The sequence below is a fragment of the Flavobacterium sp. genome (genome assembly GCF_024642105.1).
Classification (GTDB): domain Bacteria; phylum Bacteroidota; class Bacteroidia; order Flavobacteriales; family Flavobacteriaceae; genus Flavobacterium.
Genome location: NZ_JAHEBT010000055.1, coordinates 76,809 through 99,756, shown reverse-complemented (window position 1 = coordinate 99,756; position 22,948 = coordinate 76,809). Strand labels below are relative to the sequence as shown.

Annotated in this window: 23 protein-coding genes and 1 tRNA gene; 12 read left to right on the top strand and 12 right to left on the bottom strand. The window is 36.4% G+C overall.

The window, feature by feature from the left end:
- Positions 1-33 precede the first annotated feature (33 nt).
- On the top strand, positions 34-1,893 hold the full coding sequence (locus tag Q0L65_RS11505; RefSeq protein ID WP_296686469.1) for a peptidase M61: 1,860 nt from the start codon (positions 34-36) through the stop codon (positions 1,891-1,893).
- Positions 1,894-2,004: 111 nt separating this feature from the next.
- Positions 2,005-2,715 (top strand): DUF4369 domain-containing protein, encoded by a 711-nt coding sequence (locus tag Q0L65_RS11500; RefSeq protein WP_296686467.1) that lies wholly within the window; start codon positions 2,005-2,007, stop codon positions 2,713-2,715.
- A gap of 98 nt (positions 2,716-2,813) precedes the next feature.
- Here the strand turns inward: Q0L65_RS11500 and Q0L65_RS11495 are convergent.
- From Q0L65_RS11495 to idi, 6 genes are all read right to left on the bottom strand, one after another.
- A tRNA-Thr gene (locus Q0L65_RS11495) sits at positions 2,814-2,890 on the bottom strand.
- A 78-nt stretch (positions 2,891-2,968) separates the two neighbouring features.
- On the bottom strand, positions 2,969-3,235 hold the full coding sequence (locus tag Q0L65_RS11490; protein ID WP_229316154.1) for a hypothetical protein: 267 nt from the start codon (positions 3,233-3,235) through the stop codon (positions 2,969-2,971).
- Positions 3,236-3,292: 57 nt separating this feature from the next.
- On the bottom strand, positions 3,293-4,261 hold the full coding sequence (locus Q0L65_RS11485; protein ID WP_296686463.1) for a type I phosphomannose isomerase catalytic subunit: 969 nt from the start codon (positions 4,259-4,261) through the stop codon (positions 3,293-3,295).
- A 23-nt stretch (positions 4,262-4,284) separates the two neighbouring features.
- Positions 4,285-4,752 (bottom strand): peroxiredoxin, encoded by a 468-nt coding sequence (locus tag Q0L65_RS11480; RefSeq protein ID WP_296686461.1) that lies wholly within the window; start codon positions 4,750-4,752, stop codon positions 4,285-4,287.
- Positions 4,752-5,162: a 6-carboxytetrahydropterin synthase gene (locus Q0L65_RS11475; RefSeq protein WP_296686460.1), complete on the bottom strand. Its 411-nt coding sequence runs from the start codon at positions 5,160-5,162 to the stop codon at positions 4,752-4,754. The genes Q0L65_RS11480 and Q0L65_RS11475 overlap by 1 nt, the downstream gene beginning before the upstream one ends.
- A gap of 10 nt (positions 5,163-5,172) precedes the next feature.
- Positions 5,173-5,700, bottom strand: coding sequence for an isopentenyl-diphosphate Delta-isomerase (gene idi, locus Q0L65_RS11470; RefSeq protein ID WP_296686458.1), 528 nt, complete (start codon positions 5,698-5,700; stop codon positions 5,173-5,175).
- Positions 5,701-5,849: 149 nt separating this feature from the next.
- Here idi and Q0L65_RS11465 point away from each other — a divergent pair, with 149 nt between their 5' ends.
- The 3 genes from Q0L65_RS11465 (at position 5,850) to Q0L65_RS11455 (ending at position 8,550) form a co-directional block, all read left to right on the top strand.
- The gene (locus Q0L65_RS11465; protein WP_296686456.1) at positions 5,850-6,941 is read left to right on the top strand and encodes a bifunctional methionine sulfoxide reductase B/A protein; all 1,092 of its coding nucleotides are present in this window, start codon (positions 5,850-5,852) and stop codon (positions 6,939-6,941) included.
- A 104-nt stretch (positions 6,942-7,045) separates the two neighbouring features.
- The gene (locus Q0L65_RS11460; protein WP_296686454.1) at positions 7,046-7,261 is read left to right on the top strand and encodes an SHOCT domain-containing protein; all 216 of its coding nucleotides are present in this window, start codon (positions 7,046-7,048) and stop codon (positions 7,259-7,261) included.
- Positions 7,262-7,470: 209 nt separating this feature from the next.
- Entirely contained in the window at positions 7,471-8,550 is a 1,080-nt protein-coding gene (locus Q0L65_RS11455) for a glycoside hydrolase family 130 protein (protein WP_296686451.1), read from the top strand.
- 3 nt (positions 8,551-8,553) lie between these two features.
- Here the strand turns inward: Q0L65_RS11455 and Q0L65_RS11450 are convergent, their stop codons facing one another.
- Both Q0L65_RS11450 and Q0L65_RS11445 read right to left on the bottom strand, forming a co-directional pair.
- Positions 8,554-10,113 carry an FAD-dependent protein gene (locus Q0L65_RS11450; protein ID WP_296686449.1) on the bottom strand — a complete coding sequence of 520 codons (1,560 nt, stop codon included), beginning with the start codon at positions 10,111-10,113 and terminating at the stop codon, positions 8,554-8,556.
- A gap of 29 nt (positions 10,114-10,142) precedes the next feature.
- Positions 10,143-11,213 carry a DUF2891 domain-containing protein gene (locus Q0L65_RS11445; RefSeq protein WP_296686447.1) on the bottom strand — a complete coding sequence of 357 codons (1,071 nt, stop codon included), beginning with the start codon at positions 11,211-11,213 and terminating at the stop codon, positions 10,143-10,145.
- An 85-nt stretch (positions 11,214-11,298) separates the two neighbouring features.
- On the opposite strand from Q0L65_RS11445, the gene Q0L65_RS11440 reads away from it, so the two are divergent.
- Positions 11,299-11,538, top strand: a complete 240-nt coding sequence (locus Q0L65_RS11440; RefSeq protein WP_296686446.1) for a hypothetical protein — start codon at positions 11,299-11,301, stop codon at positions 11,536-11,538.
- 11 nt (positions 11,539-11,549) lie between these two features.
- On the opposite strand, the gene recQ is transcribed toward Q0L65_RS11440, so the two are convergent.
- Positions 11,550-13,745 (bottom strand): DNA helicase RecQ, encoded by a 2,196-nt coding sequence (gene recQ / locus Q0L65_RS11435; protein ID WP_296686444.1) that lies wholly within the window; start codon positions 13,743-13,745, stop codon positions 11,550-11,552.
- 84 nt (positions 13,746-13,829) lie between these two features.
- On the opposite strand from recQ, the gene Q0L65_RS11430 reads away from it, so the two are divergent.
- From Q0L65_RS11430 to Q0L65_RS11410, 5 genes are all read left to right on the top strand, one after another.
- Complete coding sequence (locus Q0L65_RS11430; protein ID WP_296686443.1) at positions 13,830-14,795, top strand: KpsF/GutQ family sugar-phosphate isomerase; 966 nt, start codon at positions 13,830-13,832, stop codon at positions 14,793-14,795.
- Positions 14,795-15,610 (top strand): twin-arginine translocase subunit TatC, encoded by an 816-nt coding sequence (tatC, locus tag Q0L65_RS11425; protein ID WP_296686441.1) that lies wholly within the window; start codon positions 14,795-14,797, stop codon positions 15,608-15,610. Before Q0L65_RS11430 ends, tatC begins: the two co-directional genes overlap by 1 nt.
- Complete coding sequence (locus Q0L65_RS11420) at positions 15,603-15,950, top strand: carboxymuconolactone decarboxylase family protein (protein ID WP_296686439.1); 348 nt, start codon at positions 15,603-15,605, stop codon at positions 15,948-15,950. The genes tatC and Q0L65_RS11420 overlap by 8 nt, the downstream gene beginning before the upstream one ends.
- A 72-nt stretch (positions 15,951-16,022) precedes the next feature.
- Complete coding sequence (gene lptB, locus Q0L65_RS11415; RefSeq protein ID WP_296686438.1) at positions 16,023-16,763, top strand: LPS export ABC transporter ATP-binding protein; 741 nt, start codon at positions 16,023-16,025, stop codon at positions 16,761-16,763.
- Between the two features lie 11 nt (positions 16,764-16,774).
- Positions 16,775-16,999, top strand: a complete 225-nt coding sequence (locus Q0L65_RS11410) for a DUF5808 domain-containing protein (RefSeq protein WP_296686436.1) — start codon at positions 16,775-16,777, stop codon at positions 16,997-16,999.
- A gap of 127 nt (positions 17,000-17,126) precedes the next feature.
- Here Q0L65_RS11410 and Q0L65_RS11405 read toward each other — a convergent pair whose 3' ends face one another.
- The gene (locus Q0L65_RS11405) at positions 17,127-17,840 is read right to left on the bottom strand and encodes a CDP-alcohol phosphatidyltransferase family protein (RefSeq protein WP_296686922.1); all 714 of its coding nucleotides are present in this window, start codon (positions 17,838-17,840) and stop codon (positions 17,127-17,129) included.
- 185 nt (positions 17,841-18,025) lie between these two features.
- Between Q0L65_RS11405 and Q0L65_RS11400 the strand changes: the two genes are divergently transcribed.
- Positions 18,026-19,150, top strand: a complete 1,125-nt coding sequence (locus tag Q0L65_RS11400) for a DUF4105 domain-containing protein (protein ID WP_366051708.1) — start codon at positions 18,026-18,028, stop codon at positions 19,148-19,150.
- Between the two features lie 536 nt (positions 19,151-19,686).
- Here Q0L65_RS11400 and Q0L65_RS11395 read toward each other — a convergent pair.
- Both Q0L65_RS11395 and Q0L65_RS11390 read right to left on the bottom strand, forming a co-directional pair.
- Positions 19,687-20,565, bottom strand: coding sequence for a hypothetical protein (locus Q0L65_RS11395; RefSeq protein WP_296686433.1), 879 nt, complete (start codon positions 20,563-20,565; stop codon positions 19,687-19,689).
- A complete protein-coding gene (locus Q0L65_RS11390; protein ID WP_296686432.1) occupies positions 20,565-21,998 on the bottom strand; it encodes an MBOAT family O-acyltransferase in 1,434 nt (477 codons plus the stop codon). The genes Q0L65_RS11395 and Q0L65_RS11390 overlap by 1 nt, the downstream gene beginning before the upstream one ends.
- Positions 21,999-22,948 lie beyond the last annotated feature (950 nt).

Genomic DNA, 22,948 nt, shown 5'->3' with positions numbered 1-22,948 from the left:
AACATACTAATAACCCAATCTAAATAATTCAAAATGAAAAAATCAATTATTGCACTCGCTTTGGTGGCTTTTCTTTGGAACAGCAACGCAGCTAACGCACAAAAAAAGACAACTACTTCTCTAGATATTAAAGTAGGTATCGACCTAATCGACGTAAAAGACGACAAGGTAAAAGTAACTGTACAAGCTCCAAAAATAACAGCTGATAAAATCACGTACAGCATTCCTAAAATTGTCCCTGGAACGTACTCCGAAGACAATTACGGAAAAAATGTAGAAGATTTTAAAGCTTTTGACTCTAAAGGAACTGCACTAGCTGTAACTAAAACAGACGACAATACGTGGTCGATTTCGAATGCTAAGAATTTAGCTAAAATCACCTACTTAGTGAATGACACTTTCGATACTGAAAAAGGCGGAAGCTTTGGAACCGATATTTTTTCACCTGCGGGTACCAATATCGATGCTGGCAATAACTTCATGTTAAACACTCACGGATTTGTAGGCTACTTCCAAGATAAAAAAGACCTTCCGTACCAAGTGACCATCACGCATCCTGAAACACTCTGGGGAGCAACTTCCATGATTGACACCGATGCGAGTAAAACCAAAGATGTATTCAACACACCGCGTTATGCTGAATTGGTAGAAAACCCAATCATGTATGCCAAACCTGACTACACTACTTTCAATGTAAACGGAATGGACATCCAAATTGCAGTCTATTCTCCTTCAGGAAAAGTAACCGCAGCAAGCATTACTCCTGAAATGAAAAAAATGATGACGGCTCAAAAAACATTTTTGGGCAATATCAATGCAACCAAAAAATACAGTGTATTACTCTACCTTTCTTCAATGAAACCAGATGATGCCAAAGGATTTGGCGCTTTGGAACACCCAACAGCAACCACAGTAGTTTTGCCTGAAATGATGCCTTTGGAAGAATTACAAAAATCAATGAAAGATGTAGTTTCACACGAATTTTTCCATATTGTAACACCTTTAACCATCCATTCTAACGAAATTCAATACTTTGATTACAACGCACCAAAAATGTCTCAACACTTATGGATGTATGAAGGAGTAACCGAATACTTTGCTAATTTGTTCCAAATCAATCAAGGTCTAATCGACGAAGCCGAATTTTATTCGCGTATGGCAGAAAAAATCGAACAAGCAAAAACGCTTGACGATACTATGCCATTCACAACTATGAGTGCTAACGTATTAAAAAGTCCGTACAAAGAACAATACTTAAACGTCTACCAAAAAGGAGCTTTGATCGGAATGTGTATCGATATCATCATCCGTGAAAAAAGCAATGGCGAAAGAGGTATTTTGAACTTGATGCAACAATTATCAAAAGAATACGGCGTACACAAAGCATTCAAAGACGAAGAATTATTTGCCAAAATTACGGCACTAACTTATCCTGAAGTAGGGAACTTTTTAAGTACCTATGTATCGGGGGCAACGCCTATTCCTTACGCTATTTTCTTAGCCAAAGTGGGTGTAAGCAAATCAAAAGACAAAAAAGCGGGTAACGTATTCCTAAAAGGACAAACACCTTATATTACTGTAGATAAAGCTACCAAAGAAATTTTGGTAAGATCCAACACTGATTTAATCGATTTCTACAAAAACTTGGATTTGAGGGCCAATGATATTATAATGGCTATCAATGACAAAACGTATACGCTAGACAACATCTACGATATGATTGGCGAAAGCGAAAACTGGAAAGAAAACGATGCGATTACCATCAAAATCAAAAGAGCCGGTAAAGAACAAATTCTAACCGGAAAAGTAAGCTTACCGTATGAAGAAATAGAAGGTTTACAAGCAACTGATGCAACTAAAACCAACTTAAAAAATGCTTGGTTAAAAGGATAAAAATAAAATCCTTTTTCCAAAATCCCAATTTAGAAATAGATTGGGATTTTTTTTGCAATTCAATCTCGCTTTCCAACAATTTTCATTATTTTGCGCCAAAATAAATCAACAATGAAAAAAATTAGTATCGCTTTCGTAACAATGACGCTTTTGTTTGCTTGTTCCGAAAAAAAATTGGAAAACAATTTACATTTAACTGGAAATATCAAAGGATTAAAAAAAGGAACCTTATATGTACAACGAGTGAATAACAATAAACTAATCGCATTAGATACCATTGCTATTGACGGTAATTCCAATTTTGAAACCAATATCGAGTTAAAATCACCTGAAATGCTATACTTATTTCTAGACAGAGGGGTAAGCAACTCTTTAGACAATAATTTATTATTCTTTGCAGAGCCTGGAAATGTAAATATCGAAACCAATTTAGAAAATTACATTGCCGATGCTAAAGTAACAGGATCTAAAAACCAAGATTTATATTATGAATACAAAAAAGTAGATCGCCGTTTTCAAGACGAGAGTTTAACTTTAATCGAAAGAAAGTTCAAAGCATTGAAAAGTAAAAATGAAAGTGAAGTAGCTAGTATTACAGCAAAGCAAGAGTCAAATATTAAAAGAAAGTACTTGTATGCTACTAATTTTGCTATCAACAATAAAGAATACGAAGTAGCTCCTTATATCGCACTTTCTGAAATCTACGATATCAACATGAAGTACTTAGATACCATTCAGAAATCAATGTCGCCTAAAGTAGCCCAATCACTTTACGGAAAAAAATTAACTGAGTACATTGCTGCTGTCAAAAAGCAACAATAAAAAGAATCTCCAAAAACAAAAAACCGTCAATACCAATTGACGGTTTTTTTTATGCCTTTTATACAATAAAAAAAACCATAACTTTCGTTATGGTTTTTTGGAGCCGGCGGAGGGACTCGAACCCACGACCTGCTGATTACAAATCAGCTGCTCTAGCCAACTGAGCTACGCTGGCAGCGTATTACGGGTGCAAATATAATTCTGAATTTCTATTTTCCAAAATAATTTGACACTTTTTTACCGTTTTTTTCGACTATAATTCGTTGATTTTAGCAATCAATTGATTAGCAGTTTGTTCCAATTCAACATTAATTTGTTTGAAGTGCGCTTTTTTGTTTTCAACGTTCTTAGCGTTTACTTTTGTAATCAAAACATCAAAAGCTGCAATAGCTTCATCAATCAAAGCATTAGTTTCTGGTGTTGGAACTCCTGAAGTTGAAATTTCGAACAAATAAACTGCTTCAATAATATCTCCTAAAACGTAGTTGATGTCTTTCTTTAAATTCTTAACGTTTGCCATTTTATTTTTAATTTTAATTTGCGTCTGCAAAAGTACACATAATCTTTCTATTCACTACTACGAAATGTAAATTTCTAAAATTGAAGCTTTTCCACTCAATTGAAAAGACGTTAAAGCGGCTGGGATCAAAACCGTGTCGCCTTTAGAATACAAATAGTTTTGTCCCGCTAACTCCAATTCAAAACTGCCCTCTACACACATATACACCGTAAAGGTAGCGCCTGTTTTTTGAACTCCTATCTCCCCTTCTAGCGGAATAAATTGAGTAGTAAAATAAGGACAATCAACCACTGGATTGGATTGATTACTGTTTTTTTGGTAGTGCTTCTGAGACGATACGGTATTGTAATTAATCGCATCTAAAGCCAGGTCAACATGCAATTCTCGTAAATTCCCATCCGAGTCAACTCGATCAAAATCATACAATCGATACGTAATATCAGAGGTTTGCTGAATTTCAGCAACCACTATTCCGGCTCCAATAGCATGAACGGTACCCGTTTCGATAAGAAACACATCGCCTTGCTGCACTTTAATTTCATTCAGTGTAGTCAATAAGGTCTTATTCTCTAAATGTGCTAGATAAGTAGCTTGGTTCAACTCTTCTTTAAAACCAACAATTAATCGTGCATCGGCATTCGCTTGTACCACATACCACATTTCTGTTTTACCAAAGGAATTGTGACGTTGCTTTGCCAAAACATCGTTAGGATGCACCTGAACCGATAAATCTTCTTTGGCGTCTAAATATTTAAACAACAACGGAAATTGATTTCCGAAACGCTCATATACTGCTGTTCCTAAAATTTCATTCGGAAATTCAGCAAGTACAGAAGTAATTAATTGTCCTGCAAAAGCTCCATTAGCAATCGTACTCACATTTCCTTCAACAGTAGACAATTCCCAACTCTCCCCAGTTTGATTGGAAGAAATGGATTTGTGAAGCAATGATTGTAGTTTTTCTCCTCCCCAAAGTCGTTCTTTGAAGATCGGATGAAACTGTAATGGATAGAGTGGTATTTTCATTTTATTTTAAACCTAATTGAACGTTACATCTGTTGTGCAACTATTTTTTTAACCGCCTCGAGGGCTTTCGGGATGTGTTGCCCCGCTAACATACTATTGAATACCATTTGCACTACTCCTTTTGCATCTATAACATACGTAACTCGACCTGGAAGTAGCCCAAGAAAAGCGGTTGGAACACCAAACAATTTCCTTATTTTTTTGTCCGTATCCGACAAAAGTAAAAAAGGAAGTTGGTATTGAGCGGTAAACTTTTGGTGCGAAGCCAAGCCATCACTACTAATTCCAATCACCTCGGCTCCCAAATCTAAAAAGTCTTCGTATTGATCTCTAAAACTACAAGCTTCCGCAGTACACCCAGGCGTATTGTCCTTAGGATAGAAATAAAGCACTACCGGTTTTTTCCCTACCACAGAGGCACTATCAAAAAGAGTTCCTTGAGCATCTATAGCACTAAAATGGGGTACAACATCACCTACTGCTATCGCCATTACTCTCCTTTATAGGTTACAAAATTACGGGGTGTTTCATACAAAACCACTTCCAAATCATGGGTAGCTTGAATGTGTTTTCTGATTTTATTCCAAATCACTACCACTATATTTTCAGCCGTTGGATTCAAATCTTGGAATTCAGGAACATCCAAATTCAAGTTTTTATGATCCATTGCATCTTCTACTTCTTTTTTGATAATATCCGAAAGAATTTTAACATCCATCACATAGCCTGTTTCGGGATCAATTGGTCCAGTAACACTCACTATCAATTCATAATTATGTCCGTGAAAATTAGGATTGTTGCACTTCCCAAAGACGGCATCATTTTGCTCAAATGACCAATCTTTTCTGTACAATCGGTGTGCCGCATTAAAATGGGCTTTTCGTGAAATCGTAACTCTCATTTGAATTATTTTAAAGTGTATGCTCTTCTAAAAAATGATAAAATTGGTCAAAAATAATTTGGAACCAAATCGTATATAAATCTGGATGATTCTGAATATCTTCCTTAACCGCTTCAATAGGCATCCATTTCCATGCTTCTACTTCATCGGGGTTAATACTCGGAGCTTCATTGTAATATCCTATCATCACATGATCCAATTCATGCTCTGTCAAACCATTATCAAAAGGAGCTTTGTATATAAAATGAAATAGCTCTTTCAACTCGGTTTGAAATCCCATTTCTTCGAATAAACGTCGGCTACCCGCCTGAATATTAGTTTCTCCCTCTCGTTGATGACTACAACACGTATTGGTCCATAACAGTGGAGAATGGTATTTGTGATGGGCGCGCTGTTGTAACATAATTTCGTTCTTGCTATTCAAAACAAAAACAGAAAAGGCGCGATGCAATACCGCTTTTTCATGCGCTTCCATCTTCGGCATCAAGCCAATAGGCTCATCCCTTTCATTCACTAATATAACATTCTCTTCTAACATAGGATTGTATTAATCGTCAAAAATACAAAAAAGATGGAGCAAGAACGCCTATTTTTAATTTTAAGCAAAGTTTAACGACTGTCTAACTGGTAAAATGGTATTTTTACATTGAAAATACGGGTTGCTAAAAATGCTAAAAACAAATACAAATGAAATATTATTTTTTATTACTCGTCCCCTTGCTTATTTTTAATGCTTGTGGACAAACAACAACTCAAAAAAAATCCAACACCTCAACTATGTCAAATACTATTTCTAAACCTGAAAATCCATATTATTCCAATACCGACACCACGAAATTAAACGTCTCGGATGCCGAGTGGAAAAAAATACTACCCCAAGATTTGTATGCCGTAGCTCGTGAAGCCGACACCGAAAGAGCTTTTACAGGAACCATGTGGAACGACGAGACTAAAGGAACCTATTATTGTGCCACTTGCGGGTACAAACTATTTGAATCAAATCAAAAATTCACTAGTAGCTGTGGATGGCCAAGTTTTTTTGAGCAAGAAAATAAAGAAAGTATTGTCTTTAAATTAGACAAATCCTACGGAATGATTCGCACCGAAGCACTTTGTGGCAGATGCAACAGCCATTTAGGACATTTATTCAATGACGGACCAGAACCCACAGGCAAAAGATACTGTATGAATGCTATTTCATTGGATTTTGTACCGAATAGTTCTCCAAAAAATACAGCTATTAATTTGGAAACCATTACACTTGGCGGAGGCTGTTATTGGTGTGTCGAAGCAGTTTATGATAATTTAAAAGGAGTACAATCCGTCGTATCGGGTTATGCTGGAGGGAAAACAATTAATCCAAGCTATGAAGAAGTATGTTCTGGAACAACGGGACATGCCGAAGTAGTCCAAATTACTTACGACAAAACACAAACCAATTTAGACGAGATTTTCAAAGTGTTTTTTACCGTTCACGACCCCACCACACTCAACCGTCAAGGAGCCGATGTGGGAACACAATACCGTTCAGTTATTTTCTACAAAAACGAACAAGAAAAAAAAGAAGCACAAAATGTTCTTGAGGCTCTAAAGAAGGCTCATGTCTATGATAGTCCAGTGGTAACTACTATTGAACCACTGACACAGTTTTATAAAGCTGAGAACTACCATCAGGACTATTACAACAACAATAAGAACCAACCGTATTGCAAAATGGTCATCCAACCTAAAATTGAAAAATTCGAAAAATTATTTAAAAGTCGTTTGAAAAAAGAATAAGCAAACTGCATTTTACCAACAAATAAATTCCGTTTATCGTCTTTTTAAAATACAAAACACGGAAAAACATACATTTATAATACCAACTTTTTAAATCTATAGTTATGTATTATGAAAGACATTTTTGGGGAATGCATTTTTTTTGGTGGCTTTTTTGGATTGTAATGATAATCTGGATATTCGCAACTCCGTATGATATTCCAAGACGAATCAACAGAAAACAAAATCCTCTATCAATTCTGAAAAAAAGATTGGCAAAGGGAGAAATTACCTCAGAAGAATACAACGAAAAGAAAAAAATTCTAGAAGACAAGGAATAAAATAGTTGTTGGATTTATCGCTTTAAAAAAGCAGACGTAATAAGTAAAAAGCATAGGAGTTACTATTTTTGATGACTATTTTGCGTCCATTCGAGTGATTCCTTCCCGATGCTTAGGAAAGACATTCGTATCGAGATCAACAAAATTGTAATCAAATACTACATTATAATAGTATATTTACTTTATTATTTCAAACAAATAGATCCCAGATGAAACAACTCATTCGTTTTACACTACTTCTTGTTGTACTGAATTGCCATGCCATTGAGGCTCAAGAATCCAAACCTACTTGGGCACTTCTCAATTTTGTAAAAACGGACAGCATTAATCCCATTTTATCACCTGATAAAAAACAAACTTTTATATGTCCGGTAAGTAAAAAAGAAGTGAGTTGGGAAGAACGCAATGTACTCAATCCATCTGCCATAGTAAAAGACAATAAAGTATACCTCATCTACCGAGCGCAAGACAACCAAATGACTTCCCGTTTAGGTTTGGCGATAAGCGAAGACGGTTTGCATTTTAAAAAAGAAGCCGAACCTATCTTTTACCCCGACAATGACAGTATGAATCAATACGAATGGAAAGGCGGAGTGGAAGATCCAAGAGTGATTGAATGTCCAGACGGAAGCTATTTCATGACCTATACTGCTTATGATGGAAAAGTGGCCCGACTCTGTTTTGCTACTTCCAAAGATTTGAAACATTGGACTAAACAAGGCCTAGTGCTGAAAGACGAAAAATACAAAGACCTCTGGGCAAAATCAGGAGCAGTTATAGGTGAAAGAAAAGGAAATAAAATAGTTGCTACCAAAATCAATAACAACTATTGGATGTATTTTGGCGATACCGATTTGTTCATGGCGTATTCTGACGATTTAATCCATTGGCAAGCCGCTGTCAATGACGAAAGTCAAAAAATGATTAGTGTTCTTCATCCTAGAATGGGCTATTTTGACAGTCGATTGGTAGAGCCAGGGCCTTTTGCCCTTTTGCAAAAACAAGGAGTTGTATTAATCTACAACGGTAGTAATGCAGCCAATTACAATACAACTGAATTACCAAAATTCACCTATGCTGCAGGTCAAGCTTTATTTGACAAAAACCAACCGTATAAACTAATCGACCGTACTCAAAATCACTTCATTCATCCTAACAAACCCTATGAAAAAATGGGAGAAGTAAATGAAGTTTGTTTTGTAGAAGGATTGGTTTTCTTTAAAAACAAATGGCTGTTGTATTATGGTACTGCCGACTCAAAAATTGCAGTAGCGGTGCGTAAACAATAGGTATTACTGTAAACTTTCAGCGATTTTTAAAGCACATTTTTCACCGTCAATGGCAGCCGAAATAATGCCGCCAGCATAGCCTGCTCCTTCTCCACAAGGATACAGTCCTTTGATTTGCAAATGCTCAAGAGAAATCCCATCTCTCGGAATTCTCACAGGCGAAGAAGTACGCGATTCAGGCGCATGAAGAATCGCTTCGTTGGTCAAATAGCCTTTCATCGATTTACCAAATTCGGTAAATCCTTCTCTCAAAATCTGACTTAAAAAACCAGGGAACACCTGTCCCATTTCTACCGAAGTAGTCCCTGGAACATAGGATGTGGTAGGAATGGTAGACGAGACTTTATTTTGAGTAAAATCAACCATTCGTTGTGCGGGAACACGTTGGGTTTGACCAGCCAAATGCCATGCTTTTTGCTCGATACTCTTCTGAAATTCCATTCCAGCCAAAGGGCCAAATTTGGCAAAAGGAGCAAAATCTTCTAACTTCAATTCGATAACAATACCGGAATTGGCGGTAGCCTGATCGCGTTTAGAAGGCGACCATCCATTGGTCACCACCTCGCCCGGGCTAGTAGCACAAGGCGCAATTACGCCTCCTGGACACATACAAAAAGAATACATCCCTCGACCTCCCACTTGTTTCACAATCGAATACGGAGCGGGTGGCAAATATTCCCCACGATAATCACAACTGTATTGAATACGGTCTATTAACGATTGTGGGTGCTCTGCTCGAACGCCCAAAGCAAAAGGCTTGGCTTCAATCAATATGTTGTTGCGATCCAACAATTCAAAAATATCACGAGCCGAATGTCCTGTGGCCAATATGATTTTATTGGCTGCAATGGCATCCCCTTTTTGAGTTACCACGCCTTGGACTTCGTTATTTTTAATCAAAATATCGGTAACACGGGTTTCAAACAAAACCTGTCCGCCACATTCTATAATTTTTTCTCGAATATCCTGAATAATTTGAGGAAGCTTGTTTGTTCCAATGTGCGGATGAGCATCAACCAAAATATCGGGGGTAGCACCAAAAGCAACTAGCAATTCCAGAATTCGAGTTACATCACCTCGTTTTTTAGAACGGGTATATAATTTTCCATCCGAATAAGTTCCTGCCCCACCTTCGCCAAAACAATAATTGGAATCTTCATTCACAACATGATCTCGATTAATTGCTTTTAAATCACGACGACGACCACGAACGTCTTTTCCGCGCTCAATCACAATGGGCTTTAATCCTAATTCGATCAATTGCAAAGCGGCAAAAAGTCCCGCAGGACCTGCACCAACAACAATTACTTCTTGGGCATGAGCGACATTTTTATAATCTGGAAGTGCTATGGATGACTCTTTAAAAGCTTCGCCTTGCAAATAAATCAATACTTTCAAATTGATTTTAATCGCTTTTTGACGCGCATCAATAGAACGTTTTACTATGGAAACATGTTGAATTTCAGAAACCCCAACCTTAATTTGTTTAGACAAATACTGTTGTAGCAACACGGCATCGGCAGCTATTTCGGGACTAACTTGGAGTACTAATTCTTTAGGCATAATGCAAAGGTAGAAAAAGCATTGCTCTTTTATGGCATCTTTTTAGAAGGATTACTTTCTTCAAAAGCTTTCAAAGCAAATGAAGCCAGCCAATGCTCTCCTTCATAATTACCATCTACTACTGAAGGTAAAGAATAATTCAAATGATACTTTGCTAAAGGAACAAGATGTGAAAATGGTTTTGGATACTGATGAATCAAATGAAATAAATTCCAAGATCGACTAAAATTCAGTCCATCCAAATGCACCAAATGCCCATCCGTTCTATCCGAAACCTTAGCCACCTCCCAAGTGAATTTGGAATCAAAAAGTAATGGAGCAAAAGTTGTTAACCATTTCAAAAAATCAGCTGAAGGCAAAACACGTTGCATAATGCCAATCTCTTCCATACAAGGGGACAAAAAATCAGTTCCACTTGGTTCCCAATTAAAAGGACAGTTCTCATCTTTTAGGAACAACCGAAGAGCATTCTCACGCAAACAATTTTGAAACGGCTGATTGTTAGTAAAAACAGCATAATCCCATGCAAGACTCAAACCAAATGCGGTGTTGGTATGAGTTCCAGCACGAACAGAATAAAGCAATTTGGGCAAAAATTCCATATACCTGTTCACTATCAAATCCGACAAAGGCTGTAGATTTTGTGCTAAATCTTTGGCATAAGGATCTTGACTACTAGCTAATTCCATCTGCAATTGTAGCAACCAAGCCCAACCATACGTTCGTTCAAAAGATTTTTCGTGTGGCTTAGAAAGGTAATCTATCTCTAATTGGATATTTTTTTGAGATAAATTGGTTTGCAGCTTATTTATTATTGCTTCTCTATGCGATAAATTAGGAAAACGATTCAATAAATACACCAAACTCCAATGACCATGAACCGAAGAATGCCAATCAAAACAACCATAAAAAGAAGGATGTAATTGTTGAGGTGGGGCTATTTCAGTACTATTGGCTAATAATTGTTGTAATTTATTAGGATATTCCTGTTGCAAACACTTCAAAGGCAAAGAAGCCAAATGGTTAGCTTGTTCCACACTCAATTCTTGTGAAAAAAGTGACGAACAAATGAAAAGTAAGGGTATCGTAAAATAGCGCATAAAATAAGTTTTGTCCAAATATAATACAATAAACTAAAGCAGAACAAAAATCAAAGTTTGTACCTTTGCTTTTCAATTGCAAAAAATGGAAAGAAAAATTAAATTAATTTGGGATTTTAGAGGACCCGCAGCAGCAAAAACCGCCGAACATCATGAAATTCACCTCAAAGAATTCATTGCCATCGAAAAACTACCCCTCAAGATTACGGGATTTGAAATACAAAATGAAATGTACGCTATTGCTTATATGGTAGTCACTGACAACTATATGATTGCTGTTCGAGATGCCTTAAAACCACATCGCGGAGAAATTTACCAAGAATAACTCGTAGGAAATTAGTTGGCTACTTCGCTAATGAATTGAATACGCATCAAACGCAATTCATCAATATCGTATTCTCCGTCAAATTCTTTGAGCGCATCTTCAATTTTATCCGATTCAGATTCCATAAAATAATCGTGAATCTCTTCTTGCTGATCGTCATCCAACAAATCATCAACCCAATACTTGATATTTAATTTGGTACCAGAATACACAATCTGCTCCATTTCTTTAATCAAATCGTCCATCGACATCCCTTTGGCAGAAGCAATATCATCCAAAGATAATTTTCGGTCTATATTTTGAATGATGTACAACTTATTAGCCGAATTAACCCCTGTAGATTTCACTACCAAATCATCTGGGCGAATAATATCGTTATCTTCAACATAACGACTTATTAATTCCACAAAAGGGGCGCCATATTTTTTAGCTTTCCCTTCACCAACACCATGAATATTAATCAATTCATCTTGAGTAATTGGATATTTTAACGCCATATCTTCTAATGAAGGGTCTTGAAAAACCACAAAAGGCGGAACCCCTAATTTTTTAGCTACTTTTTTACGCAATTCACGCAACATACCCATCAAAATTTCATCAGCAGTTCCTGATGATTTAGCAGCAGTTACAATGGCATCGTCTTCACTTTCATTGTACTCATGATCTTCAGACATCATAAATGAAACTGGATTTTTGATAAAATCCAATCCTTTATCCGTAATCTTAACAATACCATAGGTTTCAATATCTTTAGCCAAATACCCTTCAACTAAAACTTGACGCAACAGAGCCATCCAATATTTTTCATCGTAATCGGCACCCGACCCAAAAAAGGATTGCGAATCTGTTTTATGTGCCTTAATCACCGCATTGACACGACCTATCAAAGTAAATACCACTTCTTTAGATTTGTATAAATGTTTGGTATCGCGAACAACTTCTAATAATTGTACGACTTGATTTTTAGCTTCTACTTTATTCTTTGGATTGCGAACGTTGTCATCCATATCGGCTCCTTCACCCGTTTCGCTATCAAATTCTTCACCGAAATAGTGCAATAAAAATTTACGTCTTGACATCGAAGTTTCAGCATACGCCACTACTTCTTGCAACAAAGCAAATCCAATTTCTTGTTCAGCAACAGGTTTGCCCGACATGAATTTTTCTAATTTCTCTACGTCCTTATACGAGTAGTAGGCCAAACAATGCCCTTCGCCACCATCACGTCCTGCACGTCCTGTTTCTTGATAATAACTTTCCAATGATTTTGGAATATCGTGATGAATCACAAAACGAACATCAGGCTTATCAATTCCCATACCAAAAGCGATAGTTGCCACAACTACCTCTACATCTTCCATCAAAAACATATCTTGATGTTTCGCTCTGGTTTTTGCATCTAAACCCGCATGATACGGTACGGCACTTATTCCATTGACCTGCAAAACTTCAGCAATAGCCTCTACTTTTTTACGGCTTAAACAATAAATAATTCCTGATTTTCCTTTATTTTGTTTGATAAATCGAATGATATCCGATTCAATATTTTTCGTCTTAGTGCGTACTTCATAATACAAATTGGGTCTATTGAAAGACGCTTTAAAAGTAGTGGCGTCCGACATATCCAAATTTTTCAAGATGTCTTCCTGTACTTTCGGAGTCGCCGTAGCAGTCAACCCAATAATAGGCACATCCCCCAATTGTTTGATAATATGGCGTAAATTACGGTATTCAGGTCTAAAATCATGACCCCATTCGGATATACAATGCGCCTCGTCAATAGCGACAAAGGAAACTTTTACCGACTGAAGAAATTGTACATACTCTTCCTTTGTTAAGGATTCTGGAGCAACATATAATAATTTAGTAATTCCGGCAGAAATATCATTCTTAACCTGACTAATCTCGGTTTTTGTCAAAGAGGAATTCAACACATGAGCAATACCATTCTCCGAAGAAAGACTTCGAATAGCATCTACCTGATTTTTCATTAAAGCAATTAAAGGAGACACCACTATCGCGGTTCCCTCTTGAATTAAAGCAGGCAGCTGATAACAAAGTGATTTACCTCCCCCTGTCGGCATAATCACGAAGGTGTTTTGCTTATTAAGAATACTTTTGACAACTTGCTCTTGCAGTCCTTTAAATTGACTGAAGCCAAAATACTTCTTTAATTCTTTGTGGATATCAATTTCGTTTGAATTCATTCTTTATTATGTGGTATTTTGTATAAATTTGCACCACATAAAGATACAATTTTCTTTTACAAACACAAATTTAACTATTCTGTTTTGATATCTACACCAAATATTTTGGCCAGCGCCAAGAAAACCATACTCTCAGAGAGCCTATCCATCTCAAAACTAGCTGATTTTCTAGACGACAATTTTGTGGAGGCGGTACAAAAAATTTACCAATCCAAAGGACGATTGGTGGTTACTGGGATAGGAAAAAGCGCTATTATTGCTCAAAAAATGGTAGCAAGCTTCAATTCAACAGGTACACCTTCACTTTTTCTACATGCAGCCGAAGCCATTCATGGAGATTTAGGAATGCTACAAAAAGAGGATGTTGTCATTTGTATTTCTAAAAGTGGTAATAGTCCTGAAATCAAAGTATTGGTCCCTTTATTGAAACGTTTTGACAATCTTTTAATTGCCATAACAGGAAATATGAGCTCTTTTTTAGCACAAGGAGCTGATATCGTTTTAAACACTACAGTAGAAAGTGAATCGTGTCCGAATAATTTGGCACCAACGAACAGCACTACCGCACAATTAGTAATGGGAGACGCCTTAGCCGTTTGCCTAATGGAAATGCGCGACTTCAAAGCAGAAGATTTTGCAGTCTACCATCCTGGAGGAGCTTTAGGGAAAAAACTACTTCTTCGCGTCAAAGACATGCTTGAAAATTCCTTAAAACCAATGGTTGCTCCCGATGCATCGATAAAAAAAGTAATTTTCGAAATCTCAGAAAAACGTTTAGGCGTTACCGCTGTAGTAGAAAACAATAAAGTAATCGGCATCATAACTGATGGGGATATCCGACGCATGTTAAACAATAGGGATTCTTTTGCTGATCTAACAGCCAAAGACATCATGACCAACAACCCAAAAACCACTACCTCCGAAGCAATGGTAATTGATGCTTTCCATTTGATGGAAAATTTCAAAATTACCCAACTCATTGTAGTAGACGACTCAGAATTTAAAGGCGTATTGCACTTACACGATATTTTAAAAGAAGGAATTATATAATGGCAAAGAAAGATTTAAACGAAATGTCCTTTTTAGACCACCTAGAAGAACTACGATGGTTATTGGTTAGAAGTACAATCGCAATTCTGATTGTAGCAACAGCTACGTTCTTTGTAAGCGATTATATCTTTGATGTAATTATTTTTGGCCCTACAAGCCCTGATTTCATCACCTACCGTTTTTTCTGTGATTTATCACACCAATTAGGATTTGCCGATAGTATCTGTGTAACCGAAATGCCTTTCATTATTCAAAACACCGATATGGAAGGACAAGTAAACATCTTAGTATGGACCTGTATTTTATCCGGTTTCATTCTTGGCTTCCCTTATATTTTATGGGAATTATGGAAATTCATTAGTCCTGCCTTGTACGAAAAAGAAAGAAAACACGCCAAGCTATTTATATTCGTGTCTTCTATGCTTTTCTTTTTAGGAGTTCTTTTTGGCTACTTTGTAGTAGTACCAATGTCAGTCAACTTTTTTGCCACTTTCAAAATAAGCGAAGTAGTCAAAAACCAATTTAGCATTGATTCCTATATCGGAATGGTAAAAACCAGTGTAGTAGCTAGTGGATTGTTTTTTGAACTGCCAATCATCATTTATTTCCTAACCAAGTTAGGATTAGTAACCCCAACTTTCCTAAGAAAATATTGGAAATACGCTGTAATTATTATTTTGATTGTAGCCGCTATTGTAACACCACCAGATGTAGTAAGTCAAACCATCGTGGCCATCCCAATGTTAATCATCTACGAAGCAAGTATATGGATCTCTAAAATTGTAGTACGAAACCAAAAGAAAGAAAATGGCTGATATAGTGCAAGAATTTAACGACTACCGTTCTAAAATGAACGAAAAGTTATTGGCAGACAACAATAAAATTGTCAAGCGTATCTTTAATTTGGATACCAATGCGTACGCCGAAGGGGCTTTGGATGTTAAAACCAAAGAACTGTTAGGACTAGTAGCTTCTGCTGTATTGCGTTGCGACGACTGTGTGAAGTACCACTTAGAAACTAGCTACAAAGAAGGGGTAACCAAAGAAGAAATGATGGAAGCCATGGGAATTGCTACCTTAGTAGGCGGAACCATAGTAGTCCCTCATTTGCGTAGGGCCTATGAATTTTGGGAAGCATTAGAAAATAACAAATAATGTAACAATACGTCAATGTAACAATAAACCAATTGCTACATTGACTAATTTGATTAATTTACACATTACACTATGATATTAAGAGCAGACAATCTAATCAAAACCTACAAAGGCCGTAGTGTCGTAAAAGGGATTTCGGTAGAAGTAAATCAAGGAGAAATCGTAGGTCTTTTAGGTCCTAACGGAGCGGGTAAAACCACTTCTTTTTACATGATTGTTGGCCTAGTCAAACCCAACTCAGGCAGTATTCATTTGGATAATTTAGACATTACCGATTATCCAATGTACAAAAGAGCACAAGCAGGAATTGGCTACTTAGCGCAAGAAGCCTCTGTTTTTAGAAAACTGAGTATTGAAGACAATATATTAAGCGTACTGCAATTGACTAACCTATCAAAAGCAGAACAAGAAGCCAAAATGGAAAGTTTAATTGCCGAATTCAGTTTGGAGCACATCCGAACCAACCGAGGCGATTTACTATCAGGTGGAGAAAGACGTCGTACCGAAATTGCACGTTGTTTAGCAACCGACCCTAAGTTCATTTTATTAGACGAACCTTTCGCAGGTGTGGACCCCGTAGCGGTAGAAGACATTCAGCGTATTGTAGCCCAATTAAAAAATAAAAACATCGGCATCTTAATTACCGACCATAATGTCCAAGAAACACTAGCCATTACAGACAAAACGTACTTGATGTTTGAAGGTGGAATCCTAAAAGCGGGAGTTCCTGAAGAATTAGTGGAAGACGAAATGGTACGTCGCGTATACTTGGGACAAAACTTCGAATTGAGAAAGAAAAAATTGGAATTCTAACTTTCAAAAGAATGGAAGAACCAAGCAAAGAAACCCTAGAGAAGTGGCATAAAGATCCTAACAATTGGAAATGGGGTTGCTTTTATTATAACAAAGAAGACAAACGATTATTACCTCCTAAGCGTCAAGAATGGATGGGATTAACAATTAATTTTGCCAACAAAAAATCCGTTTTTGTTTTTGTGGTAATGCTTTTATTATTTCTTTCTATGCTACTAATGCAATTTATTCAATAGTAACCCATTGGGTGTAATTATTAAAAACGTCATTTCGAGTGTTTTTTTGTGTAATGAAATGGAACAAAAAATGTATCGAGAAACCTTTATGTTCAACGGAGTTAATCATTTTTAATGAAATTTTACTTTACACCCTACTATTATTAGCAACAGAAAGCAACACATAGAATACAATCACTAAAGGAATCCCAGCATACTGAAAAAACACCAACAGCAAAAGTGAAGCGACTAAAAAGCCTATTTGTAGCGCATTCTTCTGCACACTAAACGTCTTGATTTTTAAAGAAAATAAAGGGATTTCAGCATTTAACAAATACACACTCAACAAAGCAATCACTACTAATACCCACGGATTCGTAAGTAATTCCAATACCAACATCGAATCGGAATAACGCAATACCAAAGGCAAGCTCAAAATAAATAACGCATTAGCTGGTGTAGGCAAACCAATAAACGAATCGGTTTGACGGGTATCAATATTAAAATTAGCCAAACGATAACACGATCCCAAAGCAATCAAAAATCCTAGAAACGGAAACGGTTCAACCGCCCAACCTAATTTTGGATAACCACTTGAACTACCTAACAATTGGTACATAACAATCCCAGGCACAACCCCACTAGTCACCATATCAGCTAATGAATCCAATTGCAATCCTAACGGACTAGACACTTGAAACAAGCGCGCAAAAAAACCATCAAAAAAATCCAAGAAAATCCCCAAGCTCACAAAATAAAAAGCCATTTCGAAATCATTGTTCAAAGCAAATACCATAGCAATACAGCCACAGAAAAGATTGAGCAAAGTAATCACATTAGGGACGTGTTTTTTAATAGTCATCATAATACAAAGTCTTCAGATCGTTGAGAGCAAATTTAATATAATAAGTTCAAGCGAGAGCGGTTTACCTACCATTTTTTTATTTCGTTCTCCTTCTTTACCGTTATTTACAACACAGAAAGAGGTGCTCTTTATAAAAAAAGAGTATTTTTGGCAACAAGAATAACACTGCCCAATAACCTACTATGATGAAGTATTCCGTGCTAAAAAAAACAATCTTTTTCACCCTATTTACCTTAAGTATACAAATTAGTTTTGCGCAAAACCTATTGCTTTCTAAAGAAGCCAAAGCCAGCGTCCTTACTTGTGTAACAAGCAATGAAATCTATGCTTTATTTGGTCACACCGCTATCCGAATAACAGATACCATCAACGGAATTGACGTAGTGTATAATTATGGCGCATTCGACTTTAGCACCTCTAATTTTGCCTTAAAATTCGTTAAAGGAAACCTGCAGTATTTTGCTGTCGCCAATTCGTATGCCGATTTCATTGCGAATTACACCTACGAAAAGCGCGCTGTTTACGAACAAGTCCTCAACATTTCGGCAGCACAAAAACAACGATTATTTGACAACCTGAACCAATCCCTACAATTAGAAAACCGAGAATACATTTATAAATTCATTGACCAAAACTGCACATCGATGGCGGTGGACGTAATCAATCGTTCCTTAAATCAAAAAGTAATTGTAAAAAAAGGAGATACCGACAAGAGTTACCGAACCATTTTATACCCCTACTTTGACCACCATTTTTATGAACAATTAGGCACAAGTATCCTCTTTGGAACAAAAACAGATCAACTAGGCACAACCATCTTTTTGCCTTTTGAACTTCAAAAAAGCCTCAATCAAATCAAACTTAACCAACTCCCTATTGTAAAAGAAAACAAAACGGTATTGGAATTTGAACCAGAACCCAATTCTTCTTGGTGGAACAATCCCTACACCTACCTACTCTTTTTAGGACTAATCGTAATCGTAAACAAAAGTAGCATCGATGCCATTTACCTAACAATAATGGCGGTTTTAGGATTGACATTTACCCTTTTAGGAATGTATTCTACCCACTTAGAACTAGCCAACAACTACAACATCTTGTTATTCAACCCCAGTCTAATCGCTTTATTGTATTGTGCTAAAGCAAATAATAAAAAGGGAATAAAATACCTCCTTTGGTTCAACCTCATGGCATTAGCTAGCTATACACTTATCGTAATCAACAAAGCCCACCTTTGGATTGTGGCACCCTTAATCATCACTAACGGACTTATTCTTGTACGACGCTTTTGGAACAAACAAAGGTGATATACGAATTACGATGTAAGATATACGATTTAAAAATGTAACAATTTAAAAATATACCAATTCGTATGTTTAGCACTGACGTTCCCCTCTTATGAAGAGCTAGGGGTGTGTTAATTATATACGAAGTAAGATATTCGATTTACGATATAAAAATTTGAAAACACGCTTACCTTAATCAATCTTAATTTCTTAACGGTTTAAAAATATTGGTTCTTAAAAAGAGCGAAGCGACTTCTTATATTTCCTTATATGGTTCAAAATTTACGATTTGAGAGGTACGATTTACGATATAACAATTTGAAAACAAGTATATCGTAATACACCTTAATTTCTTAATGGTTTAAAATATTGGTTCTAAAAAAACTTCTTATATTTCCTTATATGCCTTATATGGTTTTAAATTTACGATTTGCGAGGTACGATTTACGACCCGAGGCGCAGCCGAACGGAGCGAAGCTATTCACAAATAACCGACAACCAACAACTGACAACCAACAACTGACAACTGACAACCGATAACCGACAACCATAAAAACCTACTTCCCAAAGAAATCCTTCAAAATTCTAGCGGTAAATAGTCGAGCACCTGCATCATTCAAATGCCCACAAGAAGAAAAATACTGATCGCCTTCCACCGCATTTTCATAATTATAAATCTCAGGATATTTAGATTTCACTTTATCAAAATAGTCCATTCCTTTTACGTTGGAACACATCGGAGTCATAATCGCAATCAATTGGATATGATTCGCTTTACAAATAGCCTTGATTTCCTTGTAGTATTTATTATCCAGCGGATTCAACGCACGAATATCATTCTTCATATTCCCCTTCTTCTTACCACTCAAAGGATGATACCCCAAATTTTCCAAATAATTAGTAGGAACACCGCGCCAGCTTCGGTTCATTTCACGAAAGCCAATTTTAGCATCAAAAGCCACATAGCGATAAAACGGAATATAATACAACTCCCAAAAATCAGCCTCTTGAGCAAAATGGTCTTTGATAATTTTAGAATCGTGAAGATACGGTAAGAATTGAGCTGAAATTCCGGCATCACGCGTTTCATTGGCCAAATTCATATCCGTTTCCAAGAGCAACTTTTTAATCACAAAATGGCGTTCTACCATCAATTTCAATAGCAAAGAAGCCTCAAACAAATGCGACGCACTCATACCGTAGTTAAAAGTCTTGATGCCTTTCTCCTCAAATAAGGGCGCTACAAAATGATTGTTGGCTCTAGACGAACCTAAAAAAACCACATCATACTGTTGCGGACGAGCATGGTACACATATTCAATTTTCCCTCTGGTGGAAGATTGCTGAAAAATGGTGGTATACACCCAATCCAAAACAACCGCCAAAAGCAAAACCATCACGAGTACAAAAGCAATTAAACGTATAAATTGTTTCATTAAAACTGAAAATAAATAAATTCTTTATAATCCGAAAAAGTGCCCAAAGCCAAAATTGCAGCCAAGCACAACACTAATTTCAAACCACTATACTTCCCTGAAATAGGCTCCACTTTCGTGCGAGAATTCCATTCTACTACCACAAAGGCGCCAATCAAAAACAACAACTCATAGTTGTACCGTTCATTTTTCAAAAACTGAGAAACAAAATGCTGCTCTGTAAAAATACGCTGAATATAAAGCAATGCCTGTTCTATAGAATTGGCCCTAAAGAAAATCCAAGCCAAACAACTCAACAAGAACGTACTTAAAATACTACCTACAACACGAACCGAATGCCAGTCTCGGGTCAGTATCACCGATTCTATATTAGCACGATTTTTTTTCAAGATCAATAAGGGTAAAAAATAAACCGCATTGATCAATCCCCAAGCAATAAAAGTCCAATTGGCGCCATGCCAAAAACCACTCACCAAGAAAATGATAAACGTATTGCGAATTTTCATTCCCATACCGCCACTACTGCCACCTAAGGGTATGTACAAATAATCTCGGAACCAAGACGAAAGTGAAATATGCCAACGGCGCCAAAACTCGGCAATATCCCTCGAAAAATAGGGGTAATTGAAATTGCGCAACAAATCAATCCCAAACAACTTCGACATCCCTAACGCCATGTCAGAATAACCAGAGAAATCACCGTAAATCTGAAAAGCGAAATAAACCGCTCCCAAAATCAAGGAAAGGGAATTCATATTGGGATAATAATCAAAAATAGCATTGGCATAGGTCGCACAAGTATCGGCAACAACCACTTTTTTAACCAATCCCCAAAGAAATTGATACACCCCTTCTTTGGCTTTCTCAAAATCAAAATGACGTTTAATTTTTACCTGTGGCAATAAATGAGTAGCTCTTTCAATAGGCCCTGCGACTAATAACGGAAAGTAACTCACAAAAAGAGAGTAATCCACAAAGTTCGTTTCGGCCTTGATACGCTTCAGATAAATATCAATCACATACGACAAACCGTGAAAAGTATAAAACGAAATCCCAACGGGCAATACCACATTCAATAACAACGGACTAGTAGACAACCCTACAGCATTCAACGCTTCGGATAGCGAACTAGCAAAAAAATTATAGTACTTAAAAACACCTAGAAAACCTAGATTAACGATAATACTCAACCAAAACCAAAACTTCCTTCCGCTTTCGGTGGCACCTTTTTCAATTCGGAGACCCGTATAATAATCCAAGAAAGTAGAAAAGACCAACAAGAACAAAAACCGCCAGTCCCAACACGAATAAAAATAATAACTCGCCACAATCAGCACCGCATTCTGACTGCTTTTCGTTTTATTGAAAACAAACCAATACAGCACAAATACTATGGGCAAAAAAATCGCAAAGGATAACGAATTGAAAAACATAAACGAGGATATCGAATTTGAAAACCCCAAAATTAAGATTTATTCCTATTAGAAACTAATAATATACGATTTACGAGGTAAGATATACGAATTTCAAACTACAATACGTTCCCCTCTATAGAGGGGCTAGGGGTGTGTTAGATAATATACGAAGTAAGATATACGAAGTACGATATTGCAATTTGAAAACAAGTAAATCTTAATGAACCTTAATTTCTTAATGGTTTAAAAATATTAGTTTTAATAAAGAGCGAAGCGACTTCCTTATAATACCTTATATGCATTATATGGTTTTAAAATTTACGATTTACGAGGTAAGATATACGAATTTCAAACCACAAAACGTTCCCCTCTTCAAATCGAAGATTCAACGATTCCAAAAAAACAATAAAAACAAGAGTTATAGGGGCTAGGGGTGTGTTAGATAATATACGAAGTAAGATATACGAAGTACGATATTGCAATTTGAAAACAAGTAAATCGTAATAAACCTTAATTTCTTAATGGTTTAAAAATATTAGTTTTAATAAAGAGCGAAGCGACTTCCTTATAATACCTTATATGCCTTATAGGATTTAAAAATTTACGATTTACGAGGTAAGATTCACGAATCACAAACCACAAAACGTTCCCCTCTTAAAATCGAAGATTCAACGATTCCAAAAAAACAATAAAAACAAGAGTTATAGGGGCTAAGGGGGTGTTAGATAATATACGAAGTAAGATATTCGAAGTACGATATAGTAATTTGAAAACAAGTAAATCGTAATGAACCTTAATTTCTTAATGGTTTAAAAATATTAATTTTAATAAAGAGCGAAGCGACCTTCTTATAATACCTTATATGCCTTATATGGTTTTAAAATTTACGATTTACGAGGTAAGATACACGAATTTCAAACCACAAAACGTTCCCCTCTTGAGAGGGGTTAGGGGTGTGTTAGATAATA